Genomic DNA, 18928 nt, shown 5'->3' with positions numbered 1-18928 from the left:
TGCCCACCGCAAAAACGTCTACCGCACATTCCCGCATGCATATCCTCATCATCGTCTGCCATCATTACCCAATCTGAAAAGGTTTAATGGTTAAGTGAGATCTTTACTTGGACTATTCCATAAAATAGATGAAGCTGCCCCGTAAGCAGCATTCACTACTTTCGAGAGCAGCCTCATCTATTTTGAGTAACATAACCCTTATTTTTCGTCGGCTTTTTCATCAGGCAGAGCCCAGACAGATACGCTGCCACCGTTGACCGGGAAGGTCGCCCAGCCATCTTTTTCAATCGTTATAGTCGCCTTGTGATTATGAGTGAAATCTACCCATGCTTCACCCGCGCGTTGTTCCCCTACGAACATTCTTTTCTGACCGTTCTCACCGTTACTAATCACAACCGCACAGCCGGAGCGTTCGATGTCTTTCACGCCGAGTCGTGTCCAGCCAATCGTGTTGGGATGATCGAAATAATCCTTCTGCTCACCATAGGCTTTGTGATAGCGGGTATATAGCAGCGGGTCAATCGCCTCTTTTTTGCCTGCGACAGGTGTAGGTCCCTCGATCCCATAATAATCTCCATAAAAGACCACAGGATATCCGTCGCGTCGCAGTAGGATAAGTGCATAAGCACTTTGCTTAAACCAATCATCTACCCAAGATTCCAGAGCTTCATGGGGTTGAGAATCATGATTGTCAACGAACGTTACAGCATTGGTAGGATGGGTCTGCACCAGTGTGTCGTCGAGGATTTTGGTTAAATCAAAGTTTCTACCCCCCAAGGAAGCTGAATGCAGCTTGTAGTGAAGGGAGACATCGAAGAGATCGATCTTATAGTCGACGGTATTTAGAAATTGTCGGCAGGATTCTAAATCCGAATTCCAGAACTCACCCACGATATAGAAATCCTTCTCACATTTATTAAACATTTCTACCGCGAATTGTTTCACAAACTCATGGTTGATATGCTTGATGGCATCTAAGCGAAAGCCGCTGCAGTGGAGCGTGTCCACCAGCCATTTTCCCCATTGGATCATTTCCTTTTTGACTTCTGGATGACTGTAATCAATATTTGCGAACATTAGATAATCGTAGTTGCCGAACTCGTCATCAACATTCTGGTTCCATGTTTTATTCTCGCCTGCGATACGGAATACACCTGTTCGCCCCGACTTGGCGTCGAAGTCAGTGCCGTTAAAATGATTGTGATTCCATTTAAAGGAAGAGTGTTCATCACCGCGGCCGGGGAAGGTGAATTTAGTCCAGCCCTCAATCTCGAAAGGCTTGGAGATTTCTTTCATCCGGTCATTAGGGTCGACCTCGATCACCTGGAAGACTTCCTTTTCATCCGCTCCTGCTTTGTGATTCATGACCAAATCAACGTACACGGCAATGCCGTTTTTTTGACATTCCGAAATGGCTTCAATCAGTGCTTGTTTGGTGCCATATTTGGTGCGTACCGTACCTTTTTGGTCATATTCGCCCAGATCGTATAGATCATACACGCCATAGCCTGTATCGTCGGCGGAGACGGCCTTTGTCACAGGAGGTACCCAAACAGAATCAATGCCTACGGCTTTTAGTGCGGAAGCTGTTTCTTTCAGGCGATCCCAGTGTTTCCCATCCGCAGCGACATGCCATTCAAAAAATTGCATCATTGTATGGTTCCTCATTATTTCTTGCGCCTCCATATCCATAAAGCGAATTTTTTCTACACTCTGATTAGATTTTCAGATAACTCTTATTAAACGTAAAAACAGACTATGAAAAATAAGGCAGGCTGATGAATGCGCTGGGAGGGACAAAGATGCGATTTATATAGGCTTGAAAAGTGTAATTTCTGATCTCTGGGAGAGGTGGACAGCATTGCGTCCGTTTCGTTTGGAACTGTACAGAGCATGGTCAGCCTCTGACAGTAGCTCTTCTAGAGTGGCTTTAGGACTTAGGGCTTCTACTACTCCGAAGCTGGCAGTCACGTTAATGGACCCGATGAGCGTATATAAGACACTTTGTTCAATATCTGCGCGGATAGTTTCACAGAGTTGTGCGGCTTGCTTCAGCGACGTATCTGGCAAACAGATCACAAATTCCTCACCGCCATAACGTCCGAAGATGTCACCCTCCCGGATATGTCTGTTGCATACCTCGACAATGTGCTGAAGGGCTTGATCTCCATATTGATGTCCGAATCGATCATTAATGCTTTTGAAGAAGTCTACATCCAGCAAAATAATCGATAGTGAACTCCGATTGCTCGCGGCCTGAACAAGAAGCCCTCGGCTCAGCTCCAAAAAATAGGTACGGTTATAAATCCCCGTCAGACTATCCATCGTAGCCAATTGACGCAGCTTATCTTGAAGCAGTATTCGTTCAGTTACGTCAATCAGCATGATCATTTGTCCTGCTAAGTATCCCCCTTGTTTCTGTACGGGAGAGGACCGAATTTGGTAGTAACAAATCTCGTCTCCTTTGATCCAAGCAACTTCCCGTTCTTCGCGTTGCAGTGGCTCTGTATCCATAACATAGGACAAGGCATCTTTGCCGGCATTAAGAAACAGTTGAGCCAGCGGTTTACCAATCGCCGAGGAATTAAGTCCTTCTATCATATCCGCGGCTGCGCGATTGTAATCGACGAGCATGTCCGAACGATCGGTGACAAGCACCCCATCTCGCATGCTTTCGAACAGATTCTCACGGGCGATAGGCGCAGCTGTTAGCATACCTCTTGATAGGATAGCCCAGATATATAGGGTGGAAGTGATACTCATAATGATGGGAACGGGATCCATCCCGTAGGGAGTCAGGCCCATTAAATATAAAAAAGAGCCTAACGTTGGAAGGCTTAGTCCAATTAGAATGGTAACGATTTGTCTCCGGTATACCCGTTTCATCCGGTTCCACTGCCATAACATAAGGCAGATAGCTGCCAGTAGACAGCCAAAAGTAAAGCTGCCGTGAACGATATACCAAGGTCCCATCACTACATCAACGAGTGGGGAGGGCGTATTGTCTCGCAAATAAATGGATTTATAGAAGAGGTGGTGGTAATCATTGGTCCACACCATCAGTGTTGTGATGAACGGTATTATATATAGCGCTGCTCGCATGCCCTTTTTAATTAGACTCTCCAGCCCTACGAAATGCATCACCATAATAAGGCTGGCGGGCGCTATAAAAGGCATCCCCAGGTACTCTACTTTAATCCAAAAACTCATTTCCTCCAGTGTTTTCCCCGACAGCTCTAGTGCGAAGCCGAAGGTATAAATCGCGGAAGTGAAGGAGCTTATAACAAAGGCTCTAATTCCTAAGAAATCCGTTTTTTTATAGTAGGCGAAAAGGGCTAGTAAAACGCTCAGGACACCAGATATAGCCACAATAACAATATAATTCGAAATTACAGATCCCATGGGTCTATTGTCTCCTACTGAGGAAAGATATGGATAAATATTACCACAAATCTACAAATATTTAAAAATCACTTCATTTGAAACTTGAATAAATGTCCCCCTAGACAAAATGACGTGATTTAGCGGGAGCTATTTTACTAATTGTCTAATGAGAGTCCAGTGAGCAGCGTGTAACATGTTAGTTAATACTACACAACAGAAGATTTTAACTCGACACACTCTCTAGTGAGTCAGATTAATTAACATTAATTGCATAGCTTATTTTGATAAGGGGGGGCTGAGGATGTCATTACTCGCGACAAATATTCCTGAAATTCAGCTGGAAAATGTTGAAATGCGCTATAGGGCAGAAGCTGCGGAAGTGCTTGCACTGCATCAGGTGAGTCTTGATATTGCAAAGGGGGAGTTCGTCTCACTGCTCGGACCTTCAGGATGTGGCAAAACAACGCTTTTGAGACTGATGGCCGATCTCATCGCGCCAACGGGCGGGAACATTGTAGTCGCTGGAAAAAGTGCTAAAGAGGCAAGGCTGGCGCAGAAATATGGCATTGTTTTTCAAAGTCCTGTGCTGTATGACTGGCGGAAGGTGAAGCATAACATCACATTGCCGCTGGAACTGATGGGAGTTAAAAAGTCGATCCGTGAAGAGAGGGCGCTGGAGCTTCTTGATCTAGTGGGCTTGCAGAGCTTCGCGGATAAATACTCTTGGCAGCTTAGTGGGGGGATGCAGCAAAGAGTAGCGATTGCCAGAGCGCTATCGATGGAGCCGGAAATTCTACTGATGGATGAACCGTTCTCTGCACTGGATGAGTTTACACGTGAGCGTCTGAACGAAGAACTGTTATCTGTCTGGAGCAAGGTGCAGAACACGATTGTCTTCGTAACACATAGTATTCCTGAGTCGATATTCCTCTCTGACCGGGTGTTTGTTCTTTCCCCGCATCCAGGTCGCTTATCCGCTGTGGTTGAAATTCCTCTGCCACGTCCGCGAACGGCGGAAATGAGAAACAGCCCAGAGTTTTTCGAACTGATCGCAAGTATTCGCGACAGCTTTGAAGGGGTGTAGGGATGAAAGGGGGCAGTATCTTTGTACGGGGTCGCCTGCTGCCGTTGTTTGTCTGGATATTTGGTTTGCTGCTAGTTTGGGAAGGAACCTCCTGGATGCTGCTCCATGTAGTGGAGACACCGTTAGCTCAGTCCAAGTTGCCCTACGTTCATGAGGTGCTATCCACGCTGTGGAAGTATAGTGGCACGCTTCTGAAGGAGGGGGCTGCCACCTTTGGCAATGCTGGTGTTGGCTTCCTGATTGGTGCGGTGGCTGGTGCTTCGCTGGCGGTGCTAATGAGCTTGTCGAAGACGATAGAACGGTTAACTTTTCCTTACGCTATCGCCTCGCAGATGATTCCGATCCTGGGGCTGGCGCCGATCATTTATGGGATTGTGAGAGATGAGCAGACTTCACGGATTATTATTTCGGGTTATATTACATTCTTCCCAGTGGCTCTCAATATGCTGCGTGGCTTGCGAAGTGTGGATCCTTCCGCGCTGGAATTAATGCATTCTTACGCAGCGAAGCCGTGGGCAGTCTATTGGAAACTCAGATTTCCAGCGGCCCTGCCGGGTTTGTTCGGAGGGCTTAAGATTGCTGCTCCGCTCGCAGTGACTGGTGCTATCCTGGTAGAGCTCATGGGTGCGCAGCACGGGATTGGCGTAATCATGCTGCGTAATCTCTACTACGGCAGCTCTCATACCTACATGTTCTGGTCTACGGTGATTGTCGGCGCTTTGTTGGGGATTGTAAGTTACTGGTTGATCAGTCTGATAGAACGTTTGGTGGCGCCGTGGCAGCCTGAATTTCGACCGAAAGGAGGTAGCCGCTAATGGAAACCAACTCCGTTCGGGAGGCTTCATTTATGGGCTCTAGTGGTAAAGAAATGGCTCAGCCGGCGCTAACGGCTACACAAAAGAATGCTGTAGCCGTTCCAAAACCTGCGGAAGCTACCGCGAGTCGAGGCGGCTCACGAATGCTGAAGAGGATATTTAGCGCAGGGGTGCTGCTGCCTGTATTGGCGGGGGTGTTGTTTCTTGGGCTATGGGAGTTCGAATTCTTTCATAAGATCTTTGATCTGAAGAAATATCAGCTGCCGTTGCCCACAGCAATTGCCACGACCATGAGGGATAATTTCAGCATGTTGCTATCCTATACCGGATACACCCTTACTGAGGCTGTGCTGGGAATGTTGGTTGGTTCTGCTATCGGATTTCTGATCGCTTTAGCTGCTACAGCTTGGCCGCGCTGGGGAAGTGGAAGTTTAACTTTGGTTGCTGCTCTAAATGCTGTGCCCATCGTCGCCCTCGCGCCCATTATGAATCTGTGGTTCGGGGATGGGATAGGCTCGCGGATTGCCATAGTAACGGCAACTACAATGGCTGCGATGGCGATCAACGCCTATAAAGGCATGGCGGCGATCGATCCATTGGCGCTGGATCTGATGCATTCCTATGCGGCAGGTAAACCGGCAGTGTTTCGTTATCTGCGGATTCGCAATAGCTTACCCTATGTATTTACAGCACTGAAGATCAACGCGACGGCGAGTATGATTGGCGCCATTGTTGGGGAATTCTTTTTCTCCTCAAAAGGGCTTGGGTACCTGCTCTCCAATTCCATTAAAGTTGCCAAAATGCCACTGGGCTGGTCCTGTATTGTGCTGGCTGCAATTGCCGGCGTGCTCTTCTACCTAGTGGTTGAGCGGCTTGAGAAAGTGTTCATCAAGTGGCATCCTTCGCAACGTAAATGAGCTCTATAACATCATTACATCCGGTCCTAGTGGGAAGGGAAAAGAGAAACCGCCCACGGCTGTATGCATACAACGCACCACGATGATTGTCCATACTGTGCTGCTTGAAATATAAGGATTTATAAGTTTCACACTATACATCATCCTTATATTTCTCGCTTAAACGCTTATCATCCTTATAAGGACGACGAAGGCGTTTACGCTTGTTACAAACTTAAATTACGATAGGGGGAGTTCGATTGATGAATGGGAAAAAACGCAAATTTCGTGGTGGTTTGTTGGCGATCGTGATGATGTTAAGTGTTTCTTTAATGGCGGGTTGCGGGGGCAACAATAATAACTCGGCAGCCGAAGCTACGACTGCCCCTGAAGCTTCTACAGCTCCTGAGGCAAGTGCTACGGCTGAACCAGCGGCTGATCCAGTTACAGTGAAGCTGCAATTAAAATGGGTGCCACAGGCACAATTTGCTGGATATTTTGTGGCGCAGGATAAAGGATATTACAAGGAAGAAGGATTGAATGTAGAGATTTTGCCGGGAGGTCCGGATATTGTTCCGGAACAGCAAGTAGCAGGTGGCTCCGCAGATATCGGTGTGGGTTGGGTAGCCAGCTTGCTGCCGAGTCTTGAAGAGGGAATGCCGCTGGTGCAGATCGCGCAAATCTATCAAAAGAGCGGATTGGTCCTGGTCTCCAAAAAATCGGCGGGCATCAACTCAGCCGCTGATCTTAAGGGTAAAAAAGTCGGCAATTGGATGGGCGGCAACGAGTTTGAACTATTAGCGTTATTCGATAAATATAAGTTCGATCCGAATAAGGATCTAAGCTTTACGAAGCAAGGGTTCACGATGGATCAGTTCTTGGGCGATCAGATCGATGCGGCCTCAGCGATGACTTACAACGAGTACCAAGTAGTGCTGGAGTCAGGCGTTAAGGCTGAGGATCTGAATGTCATCGATATGAATACAGAAGGCGTAGCGATGCTAGAGGATAATCTGTTCGCTAATAAGGAATGGCTTGCGGAGAACAAGGAGACTGCGGCAAAGTTTGTACGTGCCTCCCTGAAGGGCTGGAAAGCTGCAATTGCTGATCCTGCGGCTGCGGTGGATAGTGTAATGAAGCAAGCAGAAGACGGCAGTACTACTAAGGAGCATCAATTGACGATGATGACCGAGGTTGCCAAGCTGATTCTGCCTGAGGGCTTTGATAGTGCGAAGATGGGATATACCGATGCAGCGGCGTTCCAGCAAACGGCTGATATTTCGCAAAAGTTCGGTGTTATTAAAGAGCCTGCTAAGGTAGATGAGGCTTATACGAACGAAATCGTAGAAATGGCAGCAAAATAACCAACTGAGCTTAATGTTATAGTGGATGGCCGCCTGATCTGGCGGTCATCTATTATAATCAGCAGTCCATCAGTGCATCTGAAACAGAGAAAGAGGTGCGAGCTATGTCTCTCCTAGTAACGCAGGCTGAAAGAGTTAAGAATTATGTGAATGGAGCTTGGGTAGAATCGTCGTCCGGGCGAGATGAAGAGGTATATAATCCGGCGACGGGTAAAGTGATTGCTTATGTGCCCATTTCCAGTAAGGAAGAGCTGAGTGCGGCGGTAGAAGCGGCTGCTGTGGCATTTCAAGCGTGGAAAAGGGTCGCTGTGCCGCGTCGCGCCCGCTACTTTTTTCAATATCAACAGCTGCTGGTAAAGCATTGGCATGAGCTGGCCCTGCTGATTACGCTGGAGAATGGCAAAAGTCTGGAAGAGGCGCAAGGTGAGGTGCAGCGTGGAATTGAGTGTGTGGAATTTGCCGCAGGCATCCCCACGTTGATGATGGGCAGCCAGCTTCCGGATATTGCTACCGGAATTGAATCCGGGATGTACCGCTATCCATTGGGGGTTATCGGGGGGATTGCCCCGTTTAATTTTCCGATGATGGTTCCTTGCTGGATGTTTCCACTCGCCATTGCTTGCGGGAATACCTTTGTGCTGAAGCCTTCTGAGCGTACGCCTCTGCTGGTCAATCGGTTAGCTGAATTATTTGCTGAAGCGGGCTTTCCACCAGGTGTGCTGAATGTGGTTCATGGAGCGCATGAGGTGGTGAACGGGCTGCTGGAGCATGATGAAGTGAAGGCGATTTCGTTCGTCGGTTCGCAGCCGGTTGCGGAATATGTATATAAGGCGGGGACGGCGCAGGGGAAGCGGGTTCAGGCATTGGCAGGCGCTAAGAATCACTCGATTGTGTTACCTGATGCGGAGCTGGATAATGCGGTGAAGAATATAATTGCCGCTGCGTTTGGCTCAGCGGGTGAGCGGTGTATGGCTTGCTCGGTTGTAGTGGTTCATGAGGATATTGCTGACGAGCTAGTGAGTCGTCTGGCTGCGGCTGCAGATGAGCTTAAGATTGGTAATGGTGCTGATGACGGGGTGTTTTTGGGTCCAGTAATTCGCCAGTCGAATAAGGAGAGGACTCTTTATTACATTGAGACTGGTGAAGCTGAACAAGCCAAGCTAGTGAGAGATGGGCGGAAAGATGCTGCTGTGGGCGGTGTGGGTTATTTTATCGGACCGACGATATTTGATCATGTACAGCCGGGAATGACCCTCTGGAAGGATGAGATTTTTGCACCGGTGTTGTCTGTGATCCGTGTGAAGAGTTTAAGCGAAGCGATTGCGGTAACGAATCAGTCTCCATTCGCGAATGGGGCGTGCATTTACACAGATAGCGCTAAAGCGATCCGCGAGTTCCGGGAAGAGATTGATGCAGGGATGTTGGGTGTGAATCTGGGTGTGCCTGCGCCCATGGCCTTTTTCCCCTTCTCGGGTTATAAGAAATCATTCTATGGAGACCTGCATGCCAATGGCCGTGATGGGGTGGAATTCTATACGCGTAAAAAGATGATCACTGCCCGTTATTAGAGAAAATGAGCTGCTGAGAGGAGAAGATGTTATGCAGAGTCTGGGGAATGATAGTGAGCTTGCGGTGAGCAAGGATCGGAAATATTTATGGCACAGCATTACACCTTATAGTGAAAAAAATCCGCCTATGATTGCCGCCTCGGCAAGTGGGTCGTGGATCACGGATATACAAGGCAATCGATTTTTGGATGGGATGTCTGGCCTGTGGTGTGTAAATGTGGGATACGGGCGCAAGGAGCTGGCGGAAGCTGCTTACAATCAGTTGCTGACCCTGCCTTATTTTCCTCTGACACAAAGTCATCTCCCGGCGATTGCGCTGGCGGAGAAGCTGAATGAATGGCTCGGAGACGAGTACGTGATCTTCTTTTCCAATAGCGGATCGGAAGCCAATGAGGCTGCTTTCAAAATGGCCCGCCAGTACCAGCAGCAAATCGGCCAGCATTATCGCCATAAATTCATTGCCCGTTATCGTGGGTACCATGGCAGTTCACTTGGGGCATTATCTGCAACGGGCCAGGCCCAACGCAAATATAAATATGAACCGTTGGCGGGTGGTTTTCTGCATGTGGCTCCCCCGGACAGCTATCGCCGCCCGGCCGGGATGACTGTAGAAGAATTCAACCTCCAGTGTGCACAGTCCATAGAGGATATGATCATCTGGGAAGGCGTGGAGACGGTAGCTGCGGTGATTATGGAGCCTGTAATTACGGGTGGTGGGGTCATTGTACCGCATCAGGTTTATTTGGATCGGGTGCAGGAAATCTGCCGTAAGCACGGTGTGTTGCTCATTATGGATGAGGTGATTTGTGGATTCGGACGTTCTGGACGTAAGTTTGGTCATCACAACTTTAATGTGAAGCCTGACATCGTAACGATGGCTAAGGGACTGACTAGCGCTTATCTTCCTTTATCCGCGACTGCTGTTCGTAAGGATATCTATAAGGTATTTAAGGACAATAGCGATGATTATGGCTATTTCCGCCATGTGAATACTTTTGGTGGCAATCCTGCTTCTTGTGCGCTGGCGCTGCGTAATCTGGAGATTATCGAGCAGGAGAAGCTGGTGGAACGTGCGGATCTTTTAGGTAAAAGAATAAATACAGAATTTACTGAGCTGCTTGATCACAAGCTTGTGGGTGATGTTCGCAGCTTTGGTTTAGTGACAGGCATCGAGCTGGTTGAAGATAAGGTTAGCAAAAAGCCAGTTGATCTGAGTATTGTGAAAGGGATTATTGCCGAATGTAAGTCCAAGGGGCTTATCATCGGCAAAAATGGCGATACCGTAGCTGGGTTCAACAATGTGCTTACCCTCGCCCCGCCGTTATCCTCCACGGATGAAGATATAGAATTTATTATCGATACCTTTAAATCTGTGCTGAACGGGGAATAGGCAAAGTGATTTTGTCTGGATATAGAAATTGGTAAGCGCGCAGGGCGACTTGAATGGAGATCCGATTCTCTGGCTGCATGAAGTCTTCACCCAGTAGCTCTGTTATTTTGTCCAGACGATAATAAAGGGACTGTCTGACAATGAATAAGTTTTGAGCGGCAATTTGTTTGGAACCATCATGATCCAGATAAACACGAAGGGTAAGCAGCAGCTCGCTGCCTTTGGTTTGGTCGTGGTCGATTAGCGGGCCGAGATAACTGCGAATGAAGTTCTGCAACGTTTTTCCGTCATTTAAGCTCAACAGCAACTGGAATACACCCAGCTCTTCATAGAAGAGCAGTGACTTCTGATAACAAGAGTATAGAGACAAAGCTTGCAAAGCTTCTTGATAACCGGAATAGGCCTGTTTTAGGCGCTTATGCGATTTGCTGACTCCAATGACGAGCTGCAAATCCTTGAGCTTCTCATCGGAGCGGATGTTCTGCAGGGCCTCAAGTGCTTGCTGAAGCCGCATTTTTCCAGGCATTTTCGATTGAATGTCGAGTGCGATGACGGTGAGGCGATTGTTCTTGAGTGTGATCAGCGGACGTAAAGAATATTTCTCGAAAATGGAACGCAGGATGAGCGAAAGGTGGAAGGTGATTGATTCCCATTCGTTCTCTGAGCTGTTCCATTTTACGTCTCTAGGGTTCTTGATTTCGATAAGGCATACACGGTAAGGGAGTTCGTTGACCATGTTGAAATTGGAACCGATCAAGCCTTTTAAGCGATTGTCATCCTCTATACGACCATTGATCAGCTCATCGACCCATAGATTTTCTGAAAAAAGCTTACGCTCCTCCATATATCGGGTACGCAGTAGCTCTTGAGCAATGGACAGCGAGGCGGAATCCAGCAGCAGACAGTCGAATTCCTGTGGTTTGTGATTGCATACCATCAAAATGTAAGCCCAGGTCTGATCCAGCGCACCTACAGGCTTGATTGCAATCGTCTTCTGTCCATATTCTCGGGTGTAAGGGGCGATGTCTGGTTGAATGCCTTCCATCTCGTCACCGAAGGTGGTGAAGAAATTCAGCAGGGGAGTTTGCTCATCGGGCGGAAGTGCCGGGAAGAATAAGGGTTTGCCTTGCAGCTGCATATAGACGATTTGTGTGCGGGTGCTTTTACATAATAATTGCAGTACCTTCACTGTTCCTTGTGAGGTTAAGGTCAGACGGTGGAATTCACGAGAGATGCTTTCGAGTTCTTGCAGCATCCGGTGATGCCGATTGATGATGATGGAATGGAGGTCTAGGGTGATATCGACGAAGCGAACCGTGCGGGTGAAGATAATTAGCGGAAAGTCATGCCTGTCGGCTAAGTCGATCATCTCTTGCGGGATGGTGCTGAAATACGTACCTAACTCAATACATAGGCAAGCTGCATTTTTGTCGATCAGGTTCTGCATAAACTCCAAGGAGGAAGGGAGATCGACACTTGCACCAATCCCCGTAGTCAAAATCATTTCTTCGCCATGAATTAGAGTCTCGAAGTTGGCACTTTCCAGTACATGCACCCAGCGAATGGCACGGCTTAGGCCGCTTTCCCCGCCGATCACCTCGGCTTCTGCGAATAGTGGTCTTTTTAAAGCGTCACGAATGGTTAATACAAGCTCCCAGTCCATAGTTACTCCCCCTCGATCTTCTGTGCTCTGGCCTTCGGCTAATGCCCTGTTATTCTCAGCCTATTCTCATACGTAAAAAATACAGTTTTGAAATTAGACAAAGTGTCTAATGCAACGAAAATTCGAAATGACTATAGTTTGATTAACGAATGTCAGTATATATAACCTAATCAGGAAGAGTGTTGAGAGATAATTTCTGTTAATGCTTATATTACTACAATAATTCAATGATGTAAGCAAAATATTCAGAAAAAACTTGGAATAATGTTATATTATATAACACAAATATGAAAAATTACCCATAAGGAGGGACTAGTGATGGAGCATTCATCTCCGTTAACAGCATTTACACCTGATATGTTCAGGCGCAATTTCGCCGAGGCTGAGCCGCCTCTGACCCATAAGGGTGCCATGGATGAGTCCAATCGCTGTCTATATTGCTACGATGCCCCATGTATAAAAGCATGTCCGACCAGCATTAATATTCCCTCCTTTATCAAACGGATCGCTACTGACAATATGAAAGGCTCGGCACAGACGATTATGGATTCCAATCCTGTGGGTGCCAGCTGTGCTCGTGTTTGTCCTACAGATGAGCTGTGTGAAGGAGCCTGTGTGTTAAATGATGCCTCGGCGCCGATCCAAATCGGACTGCTGCAGCGTTATGCGACAGATTGGGCAATGAACAGCGGAGTTCAATTATTTAAGGCTGGCACCCCTAATGGGAAAAAGGTAGCCGTTATCGGCGGTGGTCCTGCGGGATTGTCTGCGGCTAGGGAACTCGCCCGTGAAGGTTTTGCTGTTGTGGTCTACGAAGCTAAGGCGTTAGCGGGTGGGCTGGATACACATGGGATTGTATCGTTTCGGCTCCCACAGTCTGTATCTCTTTGGGAAGTAGAGCAGGTAGAGAAGCTGGGTGTGGAAATACGTACAGGTGTAAAAGTCGGAGTGGATGTTTCTGTAGATGAGCTGAAGTCGAACTATGATGCCATCGTTTTGGCAGCGGGTATGGGTTATGTGCCTCCGATAGGGATTGAAGGTGAAAAATTGGCTGGCGTATACGACGCCATTGCACTCGTAGAATCCACTAAGACTGGCATTCCTTTGCTAGAGCTGATGGGTCAGCGGGTCGCTGTCATTGGTGCGGGTAATACAGCTATTGATGCAGCTACATGCTCAGTGCGGCTGGGGGCCTCAAATGTAAAAATGGTCTACCGCCGGACCCGCGAAGAGATGACGGCTTATGAGTTTGAATATGAATTTGCGAAGCAGGAAGGTGTGGAGTTCAACTGGCTTACCTTACCGAAACGTATCGTGGGTGATGAGTTTGGGAACGTAACCGGACTGGAATGTGCGCAGATGAAGCTGACAGAGGAGCTGGGCAAAGATGGACGTCCAGTACCTATGCCGATCGAGGGTTCTGAGTTCTTGATTCCTGTAGATGCGGTTGTAATAGCTATTGGTCAAAAGCGTCGCCTAGATCTAATAGATTCCTTAGGCCTTGTGCATGACCGTGGGGTTGTAAAGGTGGATGAAGCCACCTGTCAAACCTCCGATCCGCAAATTTATGCCGCTGGCGATATCATATTTGGTTCAGGCAAAGGCGAGGCCATGGTTGTATCCGCGGCCCAGCAGGGAAAAGATGCGGCCCATGCGATTGTTAAACAATTCTTAGGCCAGCAGGAGGTCGTTGTTAGATCAGCGGGCTGAGCGTAGAAATCAAATTGGATTTTACATGACAGGGAGGGAACATCAATGGCAGATTTAAGTATTAATCTCGCAGGAATCAAATCACCGAATCCGTTCTGGCTGGCCTCTGCGCCCCCTACGAATACAGGCTATCAAGTGCAGCGGGCCTTTGAAGCAGGTTGGGGTGGTGCGGTGTGGAAGACGCTCGGTGATCCGATCATTAATACCTCATCGCGTTTTGCGGCAGTAAATTTCAATGGGCAACGGGTTGCGGGCTTTAACAATATTGAACTGATCACCGACCGTCCGCTTGAAGTTAATCTGAAGGAAATTTATGAAACGAAGAAAAGATTTCCGAATCATGCGATTATAACCTCCCTGATGGTAGAACCAACGCAGCATAAATGGCATGAGATTGTTAAGCGGGTAGAGGATGTGGGTGTAGACGGTCTGGAGCTTAACTTTGGCTGTCCGCACGGGATGGCTGAGCGTGGAATGGGTGCTGCTTCCGGGCAGCAGCCTGATCTGGTGCAGGCACAGACCACCTGGGTAAAAGAAGTTGCGACGACCCCGGTGATTGTGAAGCTGACGCCCAACATTACGGATATCACCGTCGTTGCCCACCATGCGGTTAAGGGTGGAGCGGACGCGATTAGTATGATCAACACGATCAACAGTCTTGCTGGTGTAGATATTCATAGCTGGAACACAATTCCGAATGTTGGGGGGCAGGGTGCGCATGGCGGTTACTGTGGGCCGGCCGTGAAACCAATTGCGCTTAGTATGGTAGCTGAGTGTGCTCGTGACCGGGGAGTCGGCATTCCTATCTCCGGTATTGGAGGGATTTCGACCTGGCAGGATGTTGTTGAATTCATGCTGATGGGTGCTACGGGCATTCAAGTATGTACAGCGGTCATGCATCATGGCTTCCGGATTGTGGAGGAAATGATCGATGGCCTGAACAACTATTTGGATGACAAAGGCTTGGCTTCCGTAACAGAGTTAATCGGTAAATCGGTATCCCGTTACTCCAACTGGGGTGATCTGGATCTCAACTATAAGGTCGTTGCCCGTATTAATGAGAACAACTGCATCAACTGTAATAAATGCCACATTGCCTGCGAAGATGCTTCACATCAATGTATTGATATGTTAACTAATGCAGATGGGAAAGCTATTCTACAGGTCCGCGAGGAAGATTGTGTAGGCTGTAATCTTTGTTCTATTGTCTGTCCCGCAGACGGCGCGATCGATATGGTTCCAGTGGACACCGGGGCAGCCCCTCTGACCTGGAATGAAAGGCAGAAGGTGATCAGTAGCTTGAATGGCACCTATTCGGAAGTGGAGGTGGTGTAAGGATGAAAAAGATTATTAAAAATGGCATCATCGTTACCGCAGCAGATACTTATACAGGCGATGTGGTGATTGAAAACGGGGTTATTACGGAGATTGGCCTTCATTTGGATGTCCCTGGTGCGGAAATTATAGATGCCTCGGGGTGTTATGTTTTTCCTGGAGGCATTGATCCTCATACGCATCTGGATATGCCTTTTGGCGGCACGGTTACAGCTGATGATTTTGAGACGGGAACCATTGCGGCTGCATATGGCGGAACGACCACTGTCATTGATTTTTGCTTAACCACCAAAGGACAACCGCTGCAGCAGGCTGTAGATACTTGGCATCATAAGTCGCAGCATAAAGCGGTGATTGATTACAGCTTCCACCTTATGGTCTCAGAATTAAACGATAAAGTACTGGGCGAGCTTCCGGAGATTATAGAGAATGAAGGCATTACCTCGCTCAAAGTATTTATGGCTTATAAGAATACTTTTCAGGCGGATGACGGCACACTTTTTAAGACCCTCCAAGCTGCGAAAAAAGAAGGTGCACTCGTTATGGTGCATGCGGAGAATGGAGATGTCATTGAATATCTTGTAGAGCAGGCTTTGGCCGCAGGCAATACCGACCCGATCTTTCATGCGCTGACCCGCCCGCCGGAGCTGGAGGGTGAAGCTACGGGACGCGCAGCTTATCTAACCGAACTGACAGATTCTCAGCTGTATGTTGTACACGTGACCTGTGCGGAAGCTGTTTGGAAGATTGCTGAAGCGCGTAAAAAGGGACTTCGCGTCTACGGTGAGACTTGTCCACAGTATTTAGTGCTGGATCAGACGGCGTTGGAAAAGCCTAATTTCGAAGGTGCTAAATACGTGTGGTCTCCGCCCCTGCGTGAGCAGTGGAATCAGGATGTTTTGTGGGATGCGCTATGGAGCGGCAGCTTGCAGACGATTGGCTCTGACCAGTGCTCGTTTGATTTCAAAGGACAAAAGGATCTGGGGCTAGGCGATTTCTCCAAAATCCCGAACGGTGGGCCGACCATTGAGGACCGGTTTACGATTCTATATTCGGAAGGTGTGCAGAAAGGCCGGATCTCATTGAACAAATTCGTAGACATTATTGCTACCTCTAGCGCCAAGCTGTTTGGCTTGTATCCGCAAAAAGGCACGGTCGCGGTAGGCAGTGACGCTGACTTGGTTATTTTTGATCCGGCTGTAGAAAGAATACTCTCCGCAGAAACACATCATATGAACGTCGATTATAATGCGTTTGAGGGCTTTGAAGTAAAGGGAGAGCCTGTTTCCGTCCTCAGTCGAGGCGAGTTTGTGATTCGAGACAAGCAATTTGTTGGTAAACCCGGGTCGGGAAAATATTTAAAGCGCAAGCGTTTTGCAGCGGAGGCTCCTCTTCCTTCCAAGGCGGAAATTAGCGGAGGTGTTGTCTGATGTCTGCTTTTGCGGAATATGCCAAAGAACAGCAGGAGATTGATGGGCTGCTTTTTAAAGGATATACGATTGCCAGCATCCAAGAGGATTTGGACGGTGCCCGAATAAAGTTTGTCAGAGGGGAACCGGCTAAGGGCTCGATGGAGTTATTATTGCTGACAGCAGATGCTCGTAAGTATGTGACAACCCTTGTGGTTTCGGGGCTGAGGGCGGAAGGTGAGCAGGCGGGTTGTTACAGTGCAGAGGTTTGAAGTGAATGAATTGAAAGCCGAGTAGTAAGCTTCTAGATCGGGAGGCTTGGTGCTCGGCTTTTTGTTGTGATGATGAAAATTTAAAGGCCACCCTGCAAAAGGATGGCCTTTTCTCTGAATTATTGAACTAACTAACAAGCTAGTTTAATTAGGCTCAATGAGGCCAACGGTTTGTAAATCCTCAATGTTAAGATACATAGTGCCCTTATATTTCTTTACACGTATGTCGCTTAACGTGAATTGGCCTGTTTTTGCTTTTTTGTATTCATCTGTCACAATGATATCGTATCTTACGAGGCCCATCTCAGCATATTTACCTATGCTAAGGGTGTTGGAATCACTATTTCCAAGATTAATGATTTTTTCAATTTCGGAGAGCATAGATAAGGAAATCCAACCTTCGCTCATAAGCGGAGGCAAGGTTTCCTTGTTTCCGGCTGCGGTTACATAATTGGCGTCAAAATAATCAGGGTATCCTTTATAGCCGGGATCTTTGGATTGCTCTTGTGTTGGCGGTACTCCGACAATACGAATTTTGGGAGCGTTAGCTGTGAAATCTTTAATGGCATCGATCTCAGCTATTTCCTTTTGTAAATTCATGTCTTTTAATGCGTTGGGACCAAACAAGACAGTTCCATTGGCATTGAATAAGATCGGGATGCCGTCAATGGTGTAAGAGGCACCTTTAAAAGATGGGCTATTAATTTGAATCACATCTGCTGCTGCTGAATAATAAACGGCGTTCCCGGTTGCTTCACCAACGATACGAACCGGAATTAACGTAGTGCCATTCTGAGCAAACGGCGCCGCCTGCAGCATTTTTTTCTGGCCATTTACGTATGCTGTTTTGCTACCAATAGTAAAAGTTATCTTCAAATCACCTTTGGTGCCCGTAACTTGTTTCAGTTTTGCGTTATAGTCTATACTCATCTTAAGCTTCTCGAATAATTCTCGGAAAGGGACGAACGAAACTCCGTTTTTACTCACAGATCTTGAATTTAGTGGCACCCCATCCACAAAAATGTGGGATCCCTTCGAAGCTGCTGACGCTGGAGCAGGAATAAGACCTACAGAAAATATCAAAACGCATATCATTGCTAGAACCGACAATCTCTTCAACAAATAACGCCCCCATAAATTCATTTTATTTCCATCAACTCTCATCTTACTATTAATCGTTGTGCTGTCAAGATAAGTGTCTTGAACTCCCTTTGTAATGAAGTAACTTAATCTTATTTTGTCTATCGTAACGAAGAACTTACTCGCTGTCATTCATGTAGTTCTAGCTTGTTCTCTTTATATTGGAAGAGCTGTAGGAATGCTCGCAACTTCGTGTATAATTGAGACCAGGTGTTAAGAATTCCAATCGGATGAGGAGATCAGCTGGTTATGTACTTTCTTGATATTATGTCTTGGCTGACAGAGGATAATCTGCGGCATCTGCTTGAACAATATCGTTCGTTTGGGCCCTTTCCGGGCATTGCGTTAACGTTTTTGAAATCATTTATACCACCACTACCAACTATTGCGATCGTCGGATTAAACGGGGCTGTATATGGTTTATGGTTAGGTTTTTTGTATTCTTGGATCGGCTTGGTTGCGGGCTGTGTGACAACATTTTGGATTATTCGCAAAGTAGCTTCGCATCGGTATCTGCGAAAATGGGCAGAACGGCCAAAGGTAGCCAAAAGTATGACATGGGTGCGGCAAAGCGGATTCAGTTATGTATTTCTGCTTAGTATATTCCCGGTAGGCCCCTTCGTTGTAATTAATATGGCTGCTGGTCTTGCTGGTATGAGGTTTCGTTCATACCTCCTTGCGCTCACTGTGGGCAAAGCGATCATGGTATTCGCAGTTTCATATATTGGAAATGATCTGGAACGATTTATCCGCCAGCCGTGGGAGATCATCTATGTCTTGGTGTTTATTGGATTGTCACTATGGGGAGTTAAAGCCATCGAGGCGCGGTTCGCTAGAACAGTGGAAGATGGAAACAAGGCCGCTTAGTACTGTGAATGGACTATTTTAATAAAACAAA

General features: G+C 47.4%; 15 protein-coding genes. 11 read left to right on the top strand and 4 right to left on the bottom strand.

What is annotated here, in order from left to right; translation table 11 throughout:
* Nucleotides 1-198: 198 nt before the first annotated feature.
* Both H70737_RS28205 and H70737_RS28200 read right to left on the bottom strand, forming a co-directional pair.
* Nucleotides 199-1671: an alpha-amylase gene (locus H70737_RS28205; RefSeq protein WP_042194667.1), complete on the bottom strand. Its 1473-nt coding sequence runs from the start codon at nucleotides 1669-1671 to the stop codon at nucleotides 199-201.
* Between the two features lie 138 nt (nucleotides 1672-1809).
* The gene (locus tag H70737_RS28200; RefSeq protein WP_042192671.1) at nucleotides 1810-3402 is read right to left on the bottom strand and encodes a histidine kinase N-terminal 7TM domain-containing diguanylate cyclase; all 1593 of its coding nucleotides are present in this window, start codon (nucleotides 3400-3402) and stop codon (nucleotides 1810-1812) included.
* A 283-nt stretch (nucleotides 3403-3685) separates the two neighbouring features.
* Between H70737_RS28200 and H70737_RS28195 the strand changes: the two genes are divergently transcribed.
* The 6 genes from H70737_RS28195 to H70737_RS28170 all read left to right on the top strand — a co-directional run bounded on the left by H70737_RS28195 (nucleotide 3686) and on the right by H70737_RS28170 (nucleotide 10501).
* On the top strand, nucleotides 3686-4468 hold the full coding sequence (locus H70737_RS28195; RefSeq protein ID WP_042192669.1) for an ABC transporter ATP-binding protein: 783 nt from the start codon (nucleotides 3686-3688) through the stop codon (nucleotides 4466-4468).
* A gap of 2 nt (nucleotides 4469-4470) precedes the next feature.
* Nucleotides 4471-5283: an ABC transporter permease gene (locus H70737_RS28190; protein ID WP_042192667.1), complete on the top strand. Its 813-nt coding sequence runs from the start codon at nucleotides 4471-4473 to the stop codon at nucleotides 5281-5283.
* On the top strand, nucleotides 5283-6200 hold the full coding sequence (locus tag H70737_RS28185) for an ABC transporter permease (RefSeq protein ID WP_081951232.1): 918 nt from the start codon (nucleotides 5283-5285) through the stop codon (nucleotides 6198-6200). Before H70737_RS28190 ends, H70737_RS28185 begins: the two co-directional genes overlap by 1 nt.
* Nucleotides 6201-6442: 242 nt before the next feature.
* Nucleotides 6443-7543: an ABC transporter substrate-binding protein gene (locus H70737_RS28180; RefSeq protein ID WP_042192664.1), complete on the top strand. Its 1101-nt coding sequence runs from the start codon at nucleotides 6443-6445 to the stop codon at nucleotides 7541-7543.
* Nucleotides 7544-7647: 104 nt separating this feature from the next.
* On the top strand, nucleotides 7648-9111 hold the full coding sequence (locus H70737_RS28175) for a CoA-acylating methylmalonate-semialdehyde dehydrogenase (protein WP_042192662.1): 1464 nt from the start codon (nucleotides 7648-7650) through the stop codon (nucleotides 9109-9111).
* Between the two features lie 31 nt (nucleotides 9112-9142).
* A complete protein-coding gene (locus H70737_RS28170) occupies nucleotides 9143-10501 on the top strand; it encodes an aspartate aminotransferase family protein (protein WP_042192660.1) in 1359 nt (452 codons plus the stop codon).
* Here H70737_RS28170 and H70737_RS28165 read toward each other — a convergent pair.
* The gene (locus H70737_RS28165) at nucleotides 10476-12164 is read right to left on the bottom strand and encodes a PucR family transcriptional regulator (RefSeq protein WP_042192658.1); all 1689 of its coding nucleotides are present in this window, start codon (nucleotides 12162-12164) and stop codon (nucleotides 10476-10478) included. The two genes, H70737_RS28170 and H70737_RS28165, sit on opposite strands and share 26 nt — an antisense overlap.
* Nucleotides 12165-12482: 318 nt before the next feature.
* Here H70737_RS28165 and H70737_RS28160 point away from each other — a divergent pair, with 318 nt between their 5' ends.
* Genes H70737_RS28160 through H70737_RS28145 form a run of 4 tightly spaced genes read left to right on the top strand, consistent with a single transcriptional unit; the run spans nucleotide 12483 to nucleotide 16890 of the window.
* Nucleotides 12483-13874, top strand: coding sequence for an NAD(P)-dependent oxidoreductase (locus tag H70737_RS28160; RefSeq protein ID WP_042192656.1), 1392 nt, complete (start codon nucleotides 12483-12485; stop codon nucleotides 13872-13874).
* Between the two features lie 45 nt (nucleotides 13875-13919).
* Nucleotides 13920-15209: an NAD-dependent dihydropyrimidine dehydrogenase subunit PreA gene (gene preA / locus H70737_RS28155; protein WP_042192653.1), complete on the top strand. Its 1290-nt coding sequence runs from the start codon at nucleotides 13920-13922 to the stop codon at nucleotides 15207-15209.
* Nucleotides 15210-15211: 2 nt separating this feature from the next.
* Nucleotides 15212-16639 (top strand): dihydropyrimidinase, encoded by a 1428-nt coding sequence (gene hydA / locus H70737_RS28150; protein ID WP_042192651.1) that lies wholly within the window; start codon nucleotides 15212-15214, stop codon nucleotides 16637-16639.
* Entirely contained in the window at nucleotides 16639-16890 is a 252-nt protein-coding gene (locus tag H70737_RS28145) for a hypothetical protein (RefSeq protein ID WP_042192649.1), read from the top strand. Before hydA ends, H70737_RS28145 begins: the two co-directional genes overlap by 1 nt.
* Nucleotides 16891-17034: 144 nt before the next feature.
* Here the strand turns inward: H70737_RS28145 and H70737_RS30060 are convergent, their stop codons facing one another.
* Nucleotides 17035-18012, bottom strand: coding sequence for a copper amine oxidase N-terminal domain-containing protein (locus H70737_RS30060; RefSeq protein ID WP_197071253.1), 978 nt, complete (start codon nucleotides 18010-18012; stop codon nucleotides 17035-17037).
* A 267-nt stretch (nucleotides 18013-18279) separates the two neighbouring features.
* Here H70737_RS30060 and H70737_RS28135 point away from each other — a divergent pair, with 267 nt between their 5' ends.
* The gene (locus H70737_RS28135; RefSeq protein WP_042192646.1) at nucleotides 18280-18897 is read left to right on the top strand and encodes a TVP38/TMEM64 family protein; all 618 of its coding nucleotides are present in this window, start codon (nucleotides 18280-18282) and stop codon (nucleotides 18895-18897) included.
* Nucleotides 18898-18928 lie beyond the last annotated feature (31 nt).

Origin of the sequence: Paenibacillus sp. FSL H7-0737, from assembly GCF_000758545.1 — a bacterium.
Classification (GTDB): Bacteria; Bacillota; Bacilli; order Paenibacillales; family Paenibacillaceae; genus Paenibacillus_AQ.
Note: the sequence above shows the minus strand (reverse complement) of the source record. Positions and strands in the feature narration are given on the sequence as shown.